This is a genomic window from Streptococcus dentiloxodontae (assembly GCF_053206925.1).
Map to the genome: position 1 here is coordinate 75,888 of NZ_JBRUHR010000007.1, position 16,562 is coordinate 92,449.

General features: G+C 40.9%; 19 protein-coding genes. 17 read left to right on the top strand and 2 right to left on the bottom strand.

Translation table 11 applies throughout. The features are described from left to right. Window positions 1–151 precede the first annotated feature (151 nt). On the top strand, window positions 152–577 hold the full coding sequence (gene rplK / locus ACVRZ8_RS05455; protein WP_447448301.1) for a 50S ribosomal protein L11: 426 nt from the start codon (window positions 152–154) through the stop codon (window positions 575–577). 94 nt (window positions 578–671) lie between these two features. Beyond that, a complete protein-coding gene (gene rplA / locus ACVRZ8_RS05460; RefSeq protein WP_447448302.1) occupies window positions 672–1,361 on the top strand; it encodes a 50S ribosomal protein L1 in 690 nt (229 codons plus the stop codon). 252 nt (window positions 1,362–1,613) lie between these two features. On the opposite strand, the gene vprA is transcribed toward rplA, so the two are convergent. After that, window positions 1,614–3,074, bottom strand: coding sequence for a vinyl phenol reductase (gene vprA / locus ACVRZ8_RS05465; RefSeq protein ID WP_447448303.1), 1,461 nt, complete (start codon window positions 3,072–3,074; stop codon window positions 1,614–1,616). 100 nt (window positions 3,075–3,174) lie between these two features. Between vprA and ACVRZ8_RS05470 the strand changes: the two genes are divergently transcribed. The 14 genes from ACVRZ8_RS05470 to ACVRZ8_RS05535 all read left to right on the top strand — a co-directional run bounded on the left by ACVRZ8_RS05470 (window position 3,175) and on the right by ACVRZ8_RS05535 (window position 13,485). Continuing rightward, on the top strand, window positions 3,175–3,741 hold the full coding sequence (locus tag ACVRZ8_RS05470) for a TetR/AcrR family transcriptional regulator (protein ID WP_447448304.1): 567 nt from the start codon (window positions 3,175–3,177) through the stop codon (window positions 3,739–3,741). 236 nt (window positions 3,742–3,977) lie between these two features. Further along, window positions 3,978–4,577 (top strand): hypothetical protein, encoded by a 600-nt coding sequence (locus ACVRZ8_RS05475; RefSeq protein ID WP_447448305.1) that lies wholly within the window; start codon window positions 3,978–3,980, stop codon window positions 4,575–4,577. Window positions 4,578–4,980: 403 nt separating this feature from the next. Beyond that, window positions 4,981–6,033 (top strand): histidinol-phosphate transaminase, encoded by a 1,053-nt coding sequence (gene hisC, locus ACVRZ8_RS05480; RefSeq protein WP_447448306.1) that lies wholly within the window; start codon window positions 4,981–4,983, stop codon window positions 6,031–6,033. A gap of 104 nt (window positions 6,034–6,137) precedes the next feature. After that, complete coding sequence (locus ACVRZ8_RS05485; RefSeq protein ID WP_447448307.1) at window positions 6,138–7,121, top strand: ATP phosphoribosyltransferase regulatory subunit; 984 nt, start codon at window positions 6,138–6,140, stop codon at window positions 7,119–7,121. Then, window positions 7,111–7,761, top strand: coding sequence for an ATP phosphoribosyltransferase (hisG, locus tag ACVRZ8_RS05490; protein WP_447448308.1), 651 nt, complete (start codon window positions 7,111–7,113; stop codon window positions 7,759–7,761). Before ACVRZ8_RS05485 ends, hisG begins: the two co-directional genes overlap by 11 nt. Next, complete coding sequence (hisD, locus tag ACVRZ8_RS05495) at window positions 7,758–9,041, top strand: histidinol dehydrogenase (protein ID WP_447448309.1); 1,284 nt, start codon at window positions 7,758–7,760, stop codon at window positions 9,039–9,041. Before hisG ends, hisD begins: the two co-directional genes overlap by 4 nt. Then, window positions 9,028–9,675 carry a phosphoserine phosphatase SerB gene (gene serB / locus ACVRZ8_RS05500; RefSeq protein WP_447448310.1) on the top strand — a complete coding sequence of 216 codons (648 nt, stop codon included), beginning with the start codon at window positions 9,028–9,030 and terminating at the stop codon, window positions 9,673–9,675. Before hisD ends, serB begins: the two co-directional genes overlap by 14 nt. Beyond that, window positions 9,672–10,256, top strand: coding sequence for an imidazoleglycerol-phosphate dehydratase HisB (gene hisB / locus ACVRZ8_RS05505; RefSeq protein ID WP_447448311.1), 585 nt, complete (start codon window positions 9,672–9,674; stop codon window positions 10,254–10,256). The genes serB and hisB overlap by 4 nt, the downstream gene beginning before the upstream one ends. After that, entirely contained in the window at window positions 10,253–10,858 is a 606-nt protein-coding gene (gene hisH, locus ACVRZ8_RS05510; protein WP_447448312.1) for an imidazole glycerol phosphate synthase subunit HisH, read from the top strand. Before hisB ends, hisH begins: the two co-directional genes overlap by 4 nt. A 273-nt stretch (window positions 10,859–11,131) precedes the next feature. Next, window positions 11,132–11,851: a 1-(5-phosphoribosyl)-5-[(5-phosphoribosylamino)methylideneamino]imidazole-4-carboxamide isomerase gene (gene hisA / locus ACVRZ8_RS05515; protein WP_447448313.1), complete on the top strand. Its 720-nt coding sequence runs from the start codon at window positions 11,132–11,134 to the stop codon at window positions 11,849–11,851. A 1-nt stretch (window position 11,852) separates the two neighbouring features. After that, complete coding sequence (gene hisF, locus ACVRZ8_RS05520; RefSeq protein WP_447448314.1) at window positions 11,853–12,611, top strand: imidazole glycerol phosphate synthase subunit HisF; 759 nt, start codon at window positions 11,853–11,855, stop codon at window positions 12,609–12,611. Next, a complete protein-coding gene (gene hisI, locus ACVRZ8_RS05525) occupies window positions 12,608–12,949 on the top strand; it encodes a phosphoribosyl-AMP cyclohydrolase (protein WP_447448315.1) in 342 nt (113 codons plus the stop codon). The genes hisF and hisI overlap by 4 nt, the downstream gene beginning before the upstream one ends. A gap of 29 nt (window positions 12,950–12,978) precedes the next feature. After that, window positions 12,979–13,293 carry a phosphoribosyl-ATP diphosphatase gene (gene hisE, locus ACVRZ8_RS05530; RefSeq protein WP_447448316.1) on the top strand — a complete coding sequence of 105 codons (315 nt, stop codon included), beginning with the start codon at window positions 12,979–12,981 and terminating at the stop codon, window positions 13,291–13,293. 12 nt (window positions 13,294–13,305) lie between these two features. Beyond that, a complete protein-coding gene (locus ACVRZ8_RS05535) occupies window positions 13,306–13,485 on the top strand; it encodes a DivIVA domain-containing protein (protein ID WP_447448317.1) in 180 nt (59 codons plus the stop codon). Window positions 13,486–13,675: 190 nt separating this feature from the next. On the opposite strand, the gene ACVRZ8_RS05540 is transcribed toward ACVRZ8_RS05535, so the two are convergent. Further along, entirely contained in the window at window positions 13,676–14,452 is a 777-nt protein-coding gene (locus tag ACVRZ8_RS05540) for a DUF6261 family protein (protein WP_447448318.1), read from the bottom strand. A gap of 457 nt (window positions 14,453–14,909) precedes the next feature. Here ACVRZ8_RS05540 and ACVRZ8_RS05545 point away from each other — a divergent pair, with 457 nt between their 5' ends. Beyond that, a complete protein-coding gene (locus ACVRZ8_RS05545; protein ID WP_447448319.1) occupies window positions 14,910–16,418 on the top strand; it encodes a type I restriction-modification system subunit M in 1,509 nt (502 codons plus the stop codon). Window positions 16,419–16,562 lie beyond the last annotated feature (144 nt).

Sequence of the window (16,562 nt, forward strand, 5' to 3'; positions counted from 1 at the left end):
CTGTTTTCATGCTCAAATTTTTAAGTAAATTAGCCAAAAAACTTGCATCTTAAAATTATTTCTGTATAATAGGTAAAGTATGCAGTTGCATATTTGTGGGAGGTGAAAATATTGATTTACCGAAAGAACCACAACAGGAGGATTTTTTAAAATGGCTAAAAAAGTCGAAAACATTGTAAAACTTCAAATCCCTGCTGGTAAAGCTACTCCAGCTCCGCCGGTTGGACCAGCACTTGGTCAAGCAGGCATCAACATCATGGGATTCACAAAGGAGTTTAATGCTCGCACAGCTGATCAAGCTGGTATGATTATTCCAGTTGTTATCTCAGTTTATGAAGACAAATCATTTGATTTTGTTACTAAAACACCGCCAGCTGCTGTTCTTTTGAAAAAAGCAGCAGGTGTTGAAAAAGGTTCAGGCGAACCAAACAAAACAAAAGTTGCATCTGTTACACGTGCACAAGTTCAGGAAATCGCCCAAACTAAAATGCCAGATTTAAACGCTGCAAACATTGAGTCTGCAATGCGTATGATTGAAGGTACTGCTCGTTCTATGGGATTCACTGTTACTGACTAATCAGTAAGATACCCTAGACCCGCTCACTTCATCATTTACTAAGTGATGTGGGAGATGAAAGTCGTTAGAACCACAAAACAAGGAGAAAATTATCATGGCTAAAAAAAGCAAACAATTGCGTGCTGCTCTTGAAAAAGTTGACAGCACAAAAGCATACAGTGTAGAGGAAGCTGTAGCGCTTGCAAAAGAAACTAATTTCGCAAAATTTGATGCAACTGTAGAAGTTGCTTACAATCTTAATATTGACGTTAAAAAAGCTGACCAGCAAATCCGCGGTGCAACAGTATTGCCAAACGGTACTGGTAAAACACAGCGCGTGCTCGTTTTTGCTCGCGGTGCTAAAGCTGAAGAAGCTAAGGCAGCAGGTGCAGACTTCGTAGGTGAAGATGATCTTGTTACCAAAATTAATGGCGGCTGGCTTGACTTTGACGTTGTTATCGCAACACCTGATATGATGGCTATCGTTGGACGCCTTGGACGCGTTCTTGGTCCTCGTAACCTCATGCCAAACCCTAAAACTGGTACAGTAACGATGGATGTTGCTAAGGCAGTTGAAGAGTCTAAAGGCGGTAAAATCACTTACCGTGCTGACAAAGCTGGTAATGTACAAGCTATCATTGGTAAGGTATCATTTGATACAGATAAGTTGGTTGAAAATTTCAAAGCTTTCAATGATGTTATTGTTAAAGCAAAACCAGCTACTGCTAAAGGTGCCTACATTACAAATCTTGCAATTACAACAACACAAGGTGTTGGTATCAAGGTTGATCCTAACTCATTGTAATGTAACTATAAAAAATCTGGCTTAGAAGTCAGATTTTTTTGATTATTGGCTGTACTGCAGTGAACTAACTTATCTTAATAGTAAGAGAAAATAGCGTTTGTTCTCTGTAAGTCATAGGAGATTTTTACAAAATCAAAAAGACTGGAGAAGATAATAATCTGCACCTCAATGGGTATTTCTCCAGCCTGAAAAATAAATAGTAAAGATTCAATGATGTATGTTTATGTTAAGTAGTTTGTCAGTCAAATCCAACTAAGAATTAAGGTATTTCTTAGCATGTTGAGCCGCATGGCGACCTGAATAAAAGGCGTATCCCACACAGCTGCCGGGTTTATCTGGCCCATAAGTGTCACCGACCAAACCTGATGAGTCATTTCCGACAGCATAGAGTCCTTTTATTTTTTGACCGTTTTCTTGTAGAACTTCATTATCAGTAGAGATTTTTAAGCCTCCCATCGTGCAGAAGGCACCTACTCCTAATTCAAAAGCATAGAATGGTCCTTTATTTACAGGATACAAATATTCCTTGGGTTTATTATAATCTTCATCTACGCCGTTAGCTGCGAAGCGATTGTAAGTCGCAATCGTTTCAGTCAAAGCTGCTACTGGCAAGCCAATCTTTTTAGCTAAGTCCTCAATGCTATCAGCTTTGGTCACAAATGGTTTATTATCTTCAAGAGCCTGATCAATTTCTTCTTGAAGTTTATCCATTTTTGCACCACGGTTAATATAGACACCAAGTCCCATAAAATTACCATTTTCTGCCATATAATCAATAACACCCTTGTCAAGAATTGAATAGACCTTATCTTGAGTATAGAGGGCATTACCTGCTTCTGAGAAGTTGTAGATGACTTCTTCATTAACAAACCGCTGTCCGCGCTCATTTACCCAAAGCAAGGGTTGCTGACCAGCTCCTACACACATTTGCGAATGCATCATCTTGAAGTTTGGCTCTTCTGGATCATTAAGATAGCCGCCAAACAGCATGGCCATACCTGAGCCATATTCCCGTGCTCCAATATTCCAAGCCATTCGCATGCCATCACCAGTGTCTTTACCACATGTGACAGGCAATAAACGCTTGATATCATAGTGAGTCTTTTCCTGTATCATTTCTGGATTATCCAAAAAACCGCCAGTAGCCAAAATAACTGCTTTAGTACCAACTTTTTGAGTCTCTTTAGTGACACAATTTTCAATAGTGATACCAGTAATTTTATCACCATCTTTGTGCAATTCTTTACCTGCAGTAAGTGTCAGTATTTCAACGCCATATTCGATGGCTTTAGGAATAAAGGTACCATGAATAACATTGTCACCAAATCCTTCATAAATATGCCAGGACTGAACGCCAGCTCCCATTTTTTGAACACGCAGAAAATGAACTCCTAAATCACGCATCCAGTTGATGGTATCTGCACTGCCATCAACATAACTTTTCCATATACCAGCATCTGCACGATAATTAGAATAAATCAATTCTGATTGGACAATGGCATTCTTATCGATTTTAACGCCAGCCTCCTTCTGAAGATAGGAATCAACAGCAAACATGCCTTCCGTATAATTGGAAGATCCTCCAGTCGTTTTACCCTTTTCAAGAAGTAAAACAGACAAACCATTTTGTGCAGCTGTAACTGCGGCAGACATTCCGCTTGCACCAGTTCCAACGACTACCACATCATAACTATTTTTACTTGCAATTGTCATTTTAGAACCCCCTAAATGTTTTTATATGTGTTATAATACACAATATAGGATAAAGTTACTAGAAATAAAATTTCAAAAGTGTACCAATGCGAAACAAAGTATGAAAGCTATTTCATTTATGATGGGGAATGCACAAATGAAGAATAAGTTACTCATTGTTTATACACTAGAACGTCTTTTAAAAACCATGACCTTTAGTGACATCACAGTCAAAAAACTAATCGCTGAATCAGGTGTTTCGCGTTCTACTTTTTATCGGAATTTTAAGGATAAATATGATGTTGGCAATTGGTACTTTAGAATGCAATTTCAAAAGGTATTTGACAATCCAAACAATCAGACGTTAAAAGATATCTATTACGGTTTATCGCTTTTTATGGGACAGGAAGACCGAGATTTATTAAAAGCAATGGTTGATGATATTGGTCAGAATAATACATTTGATTTTATTTCAGATACCTTCTATGATTTTTGGAAAGAAAAATACGAAAAATCAACTGGATATAAATTAAGTGAGTCCCAAGCTTTTCAACTAGCAATTTTAGCCAAGGGCGGTGTCGCTGTTTGGAAGCACATACTCAAGCATCAAAAGGTCATTGACCCTCAGTTGATTTCAGATAACTTTGTTTACTGTACTCCTGACTTTTTAAAACAAATGATGGAGTGATGAGAATTTTCCTCTATTTTACAAACCTTGATCATGGTTTCTGCTGTTTATTGTATACCTATAAAAACAGGTTCTATCATATCTGAAGTGGGTAAATCCGCTTAAGATTTATAGAGCTTTTTTCTTGTCTGTGACTGTCGTTTGTAGACGAAGGCTTGATATACTAAGCACATCAAGTATTGACTTAACACTCAATACTTAACTGACTAGCCTTCACCACTCTAAGGAGAATTCACATGAAAAAAGTTCTAACACTTGGTCTATTATCACTTAGCCTGCTTACAATAGCAGCTTGCTCTAACCAGTCCAAATCAGGATCCGCAAGCAATGCTTCTGCCAGCAGTTCTCAAAAGCAAAAGATCTCTTACGACGACAAGGGCCTGCCAACTGTTTTGAAAACAAGCTATACAGGCTCATCCTCTAGCCACGCTGATGAGAATGATAGTTATGGAGGATTCTTGCTGGAAGATAACGGATCAGGTACTATTACTTTTGACAAAGAAAAATTAACAATCATTGATAATGAGCCTAGAACGATTGAAGCCGCTCCTTTTGCAGTATTGAAAGAAGATGATTTGACTGCTACTGATAAAGGCAAATTCAATCAATATAAGAGCCTAACTGAAGGCAATCCCTACTTTATCATGCTTACTCAAAACGATGATTCTGAAATCACCGATGAGGCGATAGAGAATTATAAAAATGGTGAAAGTACTCCATTTATCTATATCGTCATTTTAGAAGATAACGGAAATAAGATAAGGATTATTGAGCTACCCAACGAAGGCAGCACAGAAGACGCCTCTACTCTTGATTTCACAGGTGAAGCGGATTAATCTCTCTCATACTTAGAAAACTTCTATATCCAATAGGAGTTTTTGTTTTTTATTTTCCTAAAAATGATGGTGATAAGGGCTTGCAATATTCAGAATTTTCCAGTAGAATAATGGTATAATAAAAGCGTTGATAGAAACAGTTATGGACATTCTACAGAGAGTGTGAGTAAGCTGAAAGCACACAAGTCCAAAAACAACACATTCTTGAGTGCAGGTGCGAAATCTAAGGAGTGTAGTGCTTGACGGGTGGTTCCGTTATAAACCAGAAGTTGTCAGAAACTTCTTGAGGAACAGTGGGTGACTGCTGTTTAACGAAAAGGTGGAACCACGTGAGAGCGTCCTTGCAAAAGTAATTTTTGCGAGGACCTTTTTCTTTACGATAATATATGAAGAGGGATCCGATATGGAAATCAAAGGACTGCGGGCTATTGAGCCTTATGTGGCAGGTGCTCAGCCAAAAGAAAAAGACATGATTAAATTGAATACAAATGAGAACGCTTATGGCTCAAGTCCGAAAGTTCATGAGGTTCTTGCGCATTTTGATGCCAATCAGTTGAGACAGTATTCAACTTTGGACCAAGAAAGTCTGAGAAAGGCGCTAGGAAAGCAGCTGGAAGTAGATGCTGAACAGATTATTGTGGGGAATGGCTCAGATGATGTTTTATCCATGGCTTTCTTGGCCTTTTTCAACAATGATGAACCAGTCCTTTTTCCAGATGTGACCTATGGTTTTTACAGGGTCTGGGCTGATCTTTATCACATCAATTACCATGAAATTCCTCTCAATGAGAAATTCGACATTGAGACAGCAGATTATATCGCTGATAATGGCGGTATTGTTTTGACCAATCCCAATGCACCGACAGGAATTTTTAAACCTCTTTCTGAAATTGAAAAGATTGTCAAAGCCAATCAAGATGTTGTTGTTATCATCGATGAAGCCTATGTTAACTTTGGCGGCGAAACTGCACTGCCTTTGCTCGAAAAATATGATAATATCTTCATTACGCGTACCTTTTCAAAAGATGCTTCTTTGGCTGGGCTTCGTGTGGGCTATGGCATCGGAAGTCCTCGTCTCATATCTGTTATCAATGCAGTTAAGAATTCTATCAATTCTTACAGTGTTGACAGCATTGCTGAAGCATTGGCAACAGCAGCAGTTGAGTCTTGGGATTTTTATGAAGAATCCTGCCAAAAAATTATAAAGACACGTGACTGGTTTTCTGATGAGTTAAGAGCAATTGGTTTTAATGTTTTAGAATCGAAAACCAATTTTGTCTTAGTTGAACCTGTTGGTATTACTGCCGAGCAGTTGTTTACTTATTTGCAGTCTAAAAAGATCTATGTTCGTTTCTTCCCAAAAGTAGAACGGCTTGCTAATAAACTGCGTATTTCCATTGGTACTCAAGAAGAGATGGAAAAAGTTATCATGACCATAAATGAACTGTTAAGCTAAAATTAGTCTTGACTGGTTCAGTCGCAGCAGTCTTTGAGAAAACGTTTCATTTCCTAATAGCATTTGTTTGAGACGCTGTATTACTTAGTTCAGGAGTTATATTAATGAAAAAAACAACCTTGCCAGTTGGCATGCACGATAAACTTTTCAAGCGTGCGCGTGCCATGTATACGATTGAGCGTGATATTTCTGATCTTTTGATTACTAAAGGCTTTAATCGTATTGAGACACCGACACTGGAGCATTTTCAGGTTTTTGGTGATGAGGTAGACGCGAATCATTACAATCTTTTTGATAAAAAGGGCGAGTTGTTAAGCTTGCGGCCGGATATTACCAGTCAGGTTGGACGCGTTATTGCCTCTACACGTGTGCAGACTCCGATTAAGTTTTCTTATTCGGGGAAAGTCTTTAATTACAACGAAGAAAATCGTGGGCTGTCCAATGAACACACTCAAGCAGGCGTAGAAATCGTTGGCTATCCTGTTCAGAAAGCACTGCAGGAGGCGGTTCAGTCAGCCAAAGAGGCTTTGGAAACTGCAGGCGTTAAAAATTACCAATTTGAATTTTCGCACGCCCGTATTTTGCAGTTGATTTTTGAACAGCTAGATCTGACAGCGTCTGAAACTGCAAGATTTGCTCAGCTTATTCGAGATAAGTCTATCACTGGACTTAATGAATTCACCAAGGCGCACCCAAGTGAATTTAATGGGTTCATCAAGAACCTGCCCTTCTTATTTGGAGAAAGCAAAGAGGTCTTGATTAAGGCCCGATCTCTCGTCACAAATGAGGCGCTGCTTCAAGCCCTTGACAGTTTGGAAGTTCTGACGGCTGGCCTAACTGAGGTTTTGCATGAGACTACACTTGATTTGGCGCAGATTTCAAGCATGCCTTATTATACTGGCATGATGTTTAAGGTTTTTGGCAATAAGGTGCCCGACGCTTTTGTGTCTGGCGGCCGTTATGATAAGCTTTTTGAACGCTTCGGAGCCAAAGAACTGACCGCTGTGGGCTGGGCGATTGATATTGATTCTATCTATCAGGCTATTCATGATGATTTGGATTTTGGAGGTGAGCGCCATGACAGCTAATCAAATTACCATTGCCTTAACCAAAGGACGGATCGAGCAATCGGCAGTTGAGCTTTTAGAAAAAGCAGGTTTTGACATGTCTTTTATGGCTAATAAGGGGCGCAATCTCATTTTTGAAAGTCCAGATAAAAAGTTTCGTTTTTTACTGGTCAAAGCTCCTGATGTGACAACCTATGTACGACATGGTGTGGCGGATATCGGTGTTGTCGGTAAGGATGTTTTGATGGAGCATCCAACAGGCTATTTGGAAATGCTGGATTTGAATTTTGGGCTCTGCAAATTCTCAGTGGCTTCTATTCCCAGCTATGACCCGACAGACCACAAACGTAAGCGTATCGCCACAAAATACCCAACAGTGGCCAGAGAGCATTTTAATAAAACAGGCGAAGATGTTGAAATCATCTCTATCCAAGGAAGTGTTGAGATTGCTCCAGTGATTGGTCTGGCAGATGCTATTGTTGATATTGTTGAGACGGGGAATACCCTCGTGGCTAACGGACTTGAAGTTTTTGAAGATATTTGTCGGATCTCAGCTCGGCTCATTGTCAATACTGCTGCGCTGAAAAATAATCCTGACTTGCTGCCTTTTATCAGAAAAATTGAGGAAATTGTTGGAAATGAGGAGGTGCCTTTCAAATGAAACGATTGACAGGAACAAATGAAGAAATTGCGGAGCTTCTGTACCAGGAACAGCTAGAATTGTCAAGAGAAAATCTGGATGTCGAAGAGACGGTACGTTCCATTATCGAAGATGTCAAAGAACGTGGTGATGCCGCTCTGCGCGACTACTCGCTCAAATTTGATAAGATTGAGCTGACAGATTTTGAAGTCGGCCAAGATTTGATTGACCAGGCTTTTGCAGAGGTGGATAAAGATGTCCTTGAGGCTTTGAAAAATGCTCAAGCCAACATTGAGTCCTATCACCGCCAGCAGTTGGAGACTGGCTTTGAAGATCAGCCGTCTGATGGTGTCATTCGCGGACAGCTCATTCGACCTATTGAAAAAGTTGGTGTCTATGTACCTGGCGGTACTGCCGCTTACCCGTCATCAGTTCTTATGAATGTCATTCCAGCCAAGATTGCAGGTGTCAAAGAAATTGTCATGATTACACCGCCGCAGGAGCATTTCGTTCCAGCTATTCTGGTAGCGGCTAAACTGGCTGGTGTTGATAAGATTTATCAGGTAGGCGGTGCACAAGGGATTGCTGCTTTGGCTTACGGAACGCAGACACTTCCTAAGGTTGATAAGATTACAGGTCCCGGCAATATCTTTGTCGCGACGGCTAAGAAGCAGGTTTATGGAATCGTTGGAATTGATATGATTGCTGGGCCTTCTGAAATTGGTGTCATTGCGGATAGCTCTGCCTCCCCTCGCTATGTCGCTGCCGATTTACTGTCACAAGCTGAGCATGATGTGCGGGCGCGGGCGATTTTGGTGACGGATTCGGAAAGTTTAGCTGATGCTGTTGAGCTTGAACTCGAAAAGCAGCTGCAAGCTTTACCACGTGAGGCTATTGCTCGTCCCTCTGTGGAAAATAACGGCCGTATTATCATCGCCAAGGATGCTGATAGTATGTTTGCTCTCATGAATCTGGTAGCGCCAGAGCATTTGGAAATTGCTATGGATAATGCTTACGATTATCTTGACAAAGTTGAAAATGCAGGATCAATTTTCCTCGGTCACTATACCAGTGAGCCAATTGGTGACTACTATGCGGGTGCCAACCATGTGCTTCCAACAACGGCAACCAGCCGCTTTTCATCGGCATTAGGAGTGCATGACTTTGTCAAACGTATCCAGTATACGCAGTACAGCAAGACTGCTGTTAACAAGGCAGAGCATGACATCACAACCTTAGCCTATGCAGAAGGCCTGCAGGCTCATGCCAAAGCAATCGAGGTGAGAAATGACACAGACTAAAGGGCTTTTAGTTATGGATGTGGACTCAACTCTGGTTCAAGAAGAGGTCATTGACCTTCTGGGCGAAGAAGCTGGTGTTGGACAAAAGGTAGCAGACATTACTGAGCGTGCCATGCGAGGTGAGTTGGACTTTAAGGAAGCTCTGGCTGAGCGCGTCGCGACTTTAAAAGGTCTGCCCGAATCCATTTTTGATCAGGTTTATGCCCGCATTCATTTCAATAAAGGGGCCAAAGAGTTGGTGGCTGAATTGCATGCGCGTGGTTACAAGGTCGGTCTGGTTTCAGGTGGCTTTCATGAAACGGTTGATCGTCTGGCTGCTGAAGCTGGGATTGATTATGTCAAGGCAAACCATCTGGAAGTGATTGATGGTGTGCTAACAGGAAGAACTTACGGCGATATCGTGACCAAGGAGATCAAAGTTCAAAAGCTTCGCGATTGGGCTGCAGAAAATGGACTTGACCTTTCACAGACCATTGCCATGGGTGATGGTGCCAATGACCTGCCCATGATAAAGACAGCTGGAGTTGGTATCGCCTTTTGCGCCAAGCCTATCGTGCGCCAGCAGGCAGCTTACCAGATTAACCAGCCAGATCTGTATCAGGTGATTAACATTTTAGATGGGGTGAAAAAATGAGACAAGCAGAAATTGAACGCAATACTTTTGAAACGAAAATTAAGTTGTCCCTTAACTTGGATACTCAAGAACCTGTTGATATTGATACAGGAGTGGGTTTTTTCGACCATATGCTGACGCTTTTTGCCCGCCACAGCCGTATTTCGTTGGTGGTTAAGGCTGATGGCGATCTTCATGTGGACAGCCATCACACGGTAGAAGACGTCGGCATTGTTTTGGGGCAAGCTATCAAGGAAGCTTTAGGTGACAAGGCAGGTATTAACCGTTACGGGACAAGTTTTGTGCCAATGGACGAGACGCTTGGAATGGCTAGCCTTGATTTGTCAGGGCGTAGCTATCTAGTCTTTGACGCGGAATTTGACAATCCTACATTAGGCAATTTTGATACTGAATTGGTGGAAGAATTCTTCCAAGCGCTGGCTTTCAATGTGCAGATGAACCTGCATTTGAAGATTCTGCACGGTAAAAACAACCATCACAAATCAGAATCACTTTTCAAAGCAACAGGCCGTGCACTGCGCGAAGCCATTACCATAAATCCTGAAATTCATGGTGTCAATTCAACAAAGGGGATGCTATGATAATTGTCATTGATTACGATGCGGGCAACACCGCAAACGTCCTGCGGGCGCTGGACAAGCTTGGGGTAAAAGCCGAGCTGTCAGCGGATAAGGAGAAAATTCTGGCAGCTGATGGTCTGATTTTACCAGGCGTTGGTGCCTATCCTTCGGCAATGGCAGAGCTGGACAAGCGCGACTTGGTCTCTGTCATCAAAGAAGCAGTAGCTGCTGGCACACCGCTTTTAGGGATTTGTCTTGGCATGCAAATTTTAACGGAGAAAGGCCTAGAACATACTGAAACAAAAGGCTTAGGCTTTATTCCAGGCGTCTGCCGAGAAATTCCAGCCAGAAAAACCATGCCAGTCCCTCATATGGGGTGGAATGATTTACGAGTTGAGCAGGAGTCACCGCTGACAGCTGGTTTGCAAGATCAGTCTGTCTACTTTGTGCACAGCTATTTTACAGATGTTCCAGAAGACTATATTGATGTGACGGCGGATTACAGTATTAAAGTGCCAGCTATGATTCACAAGGATAATGTCTACGGCGCCCAATTTCACCCCGAAAAGTCAGGTGATGTTGGATTAGGAATTATTGAGAAGTTTGTCGCGCTCTGCCAGTAAATAAAAATCATACCCTAGAACAGAAAAAAGCAACGTTCAGTCGGAGTTTTTCGAACTGAACCCGTGCTAAAATCCTAGTGAAAAAGATAAATCAGATAGTAAATCTGGATTTACTACTGATTTCCTATTTTCGATATTGTCAACTTATTTTAAGAGAAAGGAAATGAGTTCGAGCTAAAAGCTCGGAATTTAGATAAGTCGTCTAAGGAATCAGGATTCCTTGCCGCCTTCCTAAAATTCGGTCGCTTTTTAGACGCTCTCACATCTTATATTATGCAAATTCTTCCTGCTATTGATATTAAAGACGGTCAGGCGGTTCGTCTTTTCAAAGGTGATTTTAATCAAAAAACAGTGGTCAATCCTGATGTGCTTGATCAGGCTAAGACATTTGCCGAGGCTGGGATTGATTTTATTCATGTGGTTGATCTGGACGGTGCAGTGGACGGTCGTGCAACCAACCGTGACTTGATTGCTCAGCTGAAACAGGTTTCTGGTCTGGGGGTTGAAGTTGGCGGTGGTATCCGTACCTTGGAGCAGATTGAGGATTACCTCAATGTCGGCATTGACCGTGTCATTGTCGGTTCTATGGCGGTTAAAAATCCTGATTTTGTCAAAGCTGCGCTGGAGCAATTCGGCAGTGACAAGATTGTTGTTGGTATTGATGCTAAAAACGGTTATGTGGCAACCGAAGGATGGCTGGAAACCAGCACGGTTGACTACATCAGCTTGGCCAAAGAAATGGAAAAAATGGGCGTTAAACTCTTTGTTTATACGGACGTTGACCGTGACGGCACTCTGACTGGTCCCAATTATGCCCACTATGAACGCTTGGTTGCAGAACTCACAACTGCCAAGGTCATTGCTTCCGGCGGCATTGCAGAGCTTGGCAATTTAACCAAACTCCAAGACATTGGAGTGGCAGGAACTATTGTCGGCAAGGCCTACTATAATGGCAATATTAGCTTAGACGAGCTCAAGACCTTTGGAGGTTAGTATGCTGAAAAAACGGATTATTCCTTGCTTAGATGTTAAGGACGGACGTGTGGTTAAAGGCGTTAATTTTGTCAATCTGACAGATGTCGGAGATCCAGTGGATTCTGCGCGTGCCTACTATGAAGCGGGCTGTGATGAATTGGTCTTTCTAGATATTACAGCAACTTCGGACAATCGTGAAACGACAGTGGGCATGGTGCGCCATGTGGCTGATCAGGTCTTTATCCCTTTTACAGTCGGCGGCGGTATTCGGTCAGTTGACGATATGAATAAGATGCTCAAAGCTGGTGCGGACAAGGTCGCTGTCAATTCATCTGCTGTTGCCAATCCGCAGCTAATCAAGGATTGTGCGGAGAAATTTGGCAGTCAATGTGTCGTCGCGGCTATTGATGCCAAAAAGCAAAACGACGGCAGCTGGCATGTCTATGTCGCAGGTGGCAGAAAAGACACTGGCAAAGATCTGATTGAATGGGTCAAAGAAGTGGTTCGTCTGGGAGCAGGTGAAATTCTTCTGACTTCTATGGATAAGGACGGTACCAAGTCCGGTTTTGACTTAGATATGCTAAATAGCGTTGCAGCCGTTGTTGATGTGCCTATCATTGCTTCAGGGGGTGCGGGTAATATTGCGCATATGGTGGAAGTCTTCCAAAAAACGACAGTCACTGGTGCCTTGGCCGCTTCTATTTTCCACTATGGGGAAGTTGCTATCGCTGATACCAAAAAAGCCATGGCTGACGCGGGAATTGAGGTGAGGCTATGACAGACATCAAACTGGATTTTAAAAAGCAAGGCGGCCTGCTGCCCGTCATTGTGACAGACTTTCAGACAGGACAAGTCCTCATGCTGGCTTATATGAATGAAGAATCTTACCGTCTGACTTTGGAAACAAAGCAAATGCACTATTGGAGCCGCTCTCGCAACGAACTCTGGCATAAGGGAGACACCAGCGGTCACTATCAGTATGTCAAATCCATCAAGACAGACTGTGACCAAGACACCCTGCTCATCTCTGTAGAGCAAGTTGGCGCAGCCTGCCATACCGGAGCTTATTCTTGCTTTTTCAATGAGATTTATAGCCAAGAACAAGATGAAAAATAAGCTCTGCTATTTTCAAAAGGAGAAAATCTATGTTAAAAACTTTATACAAAGAAGCACTGGATCGCAAACAAAATCCTAAAGAAGGTTCTTACACTAACTATCTTTTTGATAAGGGTTTAGACAAGATTCTCAAGAAAGTCGGAGAAGAAGCGACCGAGGTTGTTATCGGTGCAAAAAATGCTGACAAAAATGAAATTGCCAATGAAACAGCCGATGTCCTCTATCATTTGGCTGTTATGCTAGTTGAAACAGGCGTGACGCCAGCTGATGTTGAGGCAGTCCTCAAATCCCGTCAAGGCAAGCAATCCAATGTTCATGACCGTAAGGAAATTACAGATTATTAGAGAGTAGCAAAAATGATAACACAAAAAGATATTTTTGAAAAAAAGTTTTCCACGAAGTTACGCGGCTATAATCAAGACGAAGTTGATGAATTTCTTGACGAAGTTGCAGCAACCTTGGATGCTCTGGAGAAAGAAAATCAATCCCTTAAACGGCAAGTGAAAAGACTGAAAGATGATCAGTGGGATTTATAAATTATTCAAAAAGCTGTCAAACATTTTGACAGCTTTTTTGATACTCTTAAAAATTAATCTTCAAAAATATATTGGTAAAGTTGCACAACCTTTTGAAAAGCCCCAGTATATCGTGCCCATTCAGTGTGTACTAAAAAGAGTATTTTCGTCAACAATTTCTATCAAAAAAAGCCATCTTCTCAAATGGCTTTTAACTGACTTTTTCAATAGAAGGTGCGATGTCTTCTTTGGATTCATTGGCTGACGCTTTGGCGTTGCGGCGTTGGATAAGTTCGCTAAAGCGCTGGCGAATGTCATTAAAAAGGAGCAGTGCTTTTTGGCTGGTGTCGTCTTGTTCAACCAGATGTGACGTCAGCAAATAGTTGTAAAGCAACTGATAGTCAGCCTCAATAGCCTTTCTGATCTGCGTAGCCGTTGGCAGAGCGACCTTTTCACTATTTGGGTCAGCCTCCAGATAAATCTGATAAAATTGATCTTGGCTAGCCTTCAGATTTTCCAAAAATTCTGTGGCATTAAGCTGTTTAAGATAATCCATATAATTAGGCTGAGCTAATTTTTCAAAAAGATTTTTCAGAAGAGCCGTTTCTTTCTCATAATTAGCTGTCTTGATGCCCTTATAACCTTGAAAAAGCTTGTTCAGTGCTTTATAAGCTGCCTGCTTTTCCTCTATACGACTGTTTTTGTAAACTTTGATGATGGAAAACAGCGCCTGAATGTCATGATCACGAATAGCATCCGCTTCTTTGATGGTCATGGTCAAGGGAGTAGCTTTTTCTTGCTTGATTGATTTTTCATATTGGGGCAGAGCTGTTTGCAGACGATCAATTAAGGTTTGAAGGCGTTTATCAGTAGAAAAATCAAGTTTTTGCTTGGAAAAAGCATCCAAAGTATGCGCGATGCATTGGGAAGATTCAAGCGTTGACAGTCTTGAAATAGCAAGTGGTACTTTTTTGATAGTATCTGACATAAATAGACCTCTTTTATAGTTATTTTTAAAGGATAAAATATCCTTCACCTATATTATTCGCAACAGCTAAGCAAAAAAAGAGAAAAACAGGAAAAATTTTTTCAAAATAAATAAACTAAAGCCAATTGTTCATCAACAGTTGGGTGTAACAGAAAAAAGCAGGCAAATGTCAGACAACATTTTGCCTTATCCTAAAAAAAGCGGTCAATTGTTGACCAACAAACGCTTAAAATAAAAAAAATCCAATCAACTGTCGGCCAACAAATACCCAAAACTAAAAAAAGCAGGCAATTGTCAAACAACAATTACCATTAACTAAAAAATCCAGCCGATTGTTGAAGGATAATTGGAGAAGAATAAAAAAGATGGTGTGAAATCAATCAAAATTCTTATGAAATAATGGTATAATAATTATTGTAGCATATGAAATTGAATATAAAATTAAAGGAAACATAGAATGGCAAAAAAGACAAACGCTAATATTGGATTTGAAAAAGAATTGTGGAATGCTGCAGATGCTTTACGCGGACATATTTCTGCATCAGAATATCGAAAAGTTGTGATTGGACTTATCTTTTTGAAATATGTTTCAGATGCTTTTGAGGAAAAATATAACGAACTTGTAGCAGAAGGTTCAGGATTTGAAAATGATCCGGATGCTTATGTAGAAGATAATATCTTTTTCGTTCCTGAAGAAGCAAGATGGTCTTTTATTGCCAGTCATGCTCATTCTTCAGAAATTGGGACAATTTTAGATGAAGCCATGCGTGAAATAGAAGATGATAATCCAAGTTTGGATAACGTTCTTCCTCAAATTTACGCCAGTCCTGATTTGGATAAACGCGTTTTAGGTGAAGTGGTTGATATTTTCACTAATATCAATATGTTTGAAGGTGCAGAAGAAAAAGATCTATTAGGACGTGCCTATGAGTACTGTATTGAACAATTTGCAGCGCATGAAGGCAAGCGTGGTGGTGAATTCTATACACCAACCAGTATTGTTAAAACAATCGTTGAAATTTTAAAACCTTTCCGCGGGCGTGTCTATGATCCTGCTTGTGGGTCAGGTGGCATGTTTGCTCAGTCTGCAAAATTTGTGGAAAGTCATAGTGGTAATATTGCCAATCTGTCTATCTTTGGTCAAGAATCTAATGCTGATACTTGGAAAATGGCTAAAATGAATATGGCTATTCGAGGTATTGATGCTAATTTTGGCGAGCATCAAGATAATACCTTCTATAATGACTTACATCCAACCCTAAAAGCCAATTATATTATGGCCAATCCGCCTTTTAATATTTCAAATTGGGGTGCGGATACACTCAAAGACGATATTCGCTGGAAATACGGTACTCCCCCAGATGGCAATGCGAACTATGCTTGGATTCAGCACATGATTCATCATATGGATCCAAGTAATGGGAAGATTGGTTTAGTTTTGGCCAATGGTTCTCTTTCTTCTACTACAAAGGGTGAAGGAGACATTCGTCAAAAGATTATTGAAGATGACTTGATTGAAGGCATTATCGCTCTGCCTTCTAACCTTTTTTACAGCGTGACGATTCCGGCTTGTCTCTGGTTTATCAGTAAAAATAAAAAACAAAAAGGCAAAACAGTCTTTATTGACGCCCGCAATATGGGTGAAATGGTTGACCGTAAGCACCGAGATTTTAGTGATGACGATATTAAAAAGTTAGCAGACACCTTTGCAGCCTTTCAAAATGGAAAACTAGAAGATGTCAAAGGTTTTTGCGCAGTTGTAGAAACGTCAGAAATTGCTAAGCAAGACTATATTTTAACGCCGGGACGCTATGTTGGTATTGCAGAACAGGAAGATGATGGAGAACCATTTGAAGAAAAAATGGAGCGCTTAACCAGTGAGCTATCAGAACTCTTTACCAAATCGCATGAACTGGAAAAGGAAATCAAGGAACGATTGGGGGAGATTGGGTTTGAACTCAAGTGATTGGAAGAAAGTAAAATGGCTCTTTGTCAACTGTAGTGGGTGACTTATAACTAAGCACGAGAGAGAATCAGATTGGTTCTCTCTCTTTGCATGTTCAAAGCGATAAGAATTTTAGTTTTAAAGTTTTTGAAGTTTCGAAAGCCA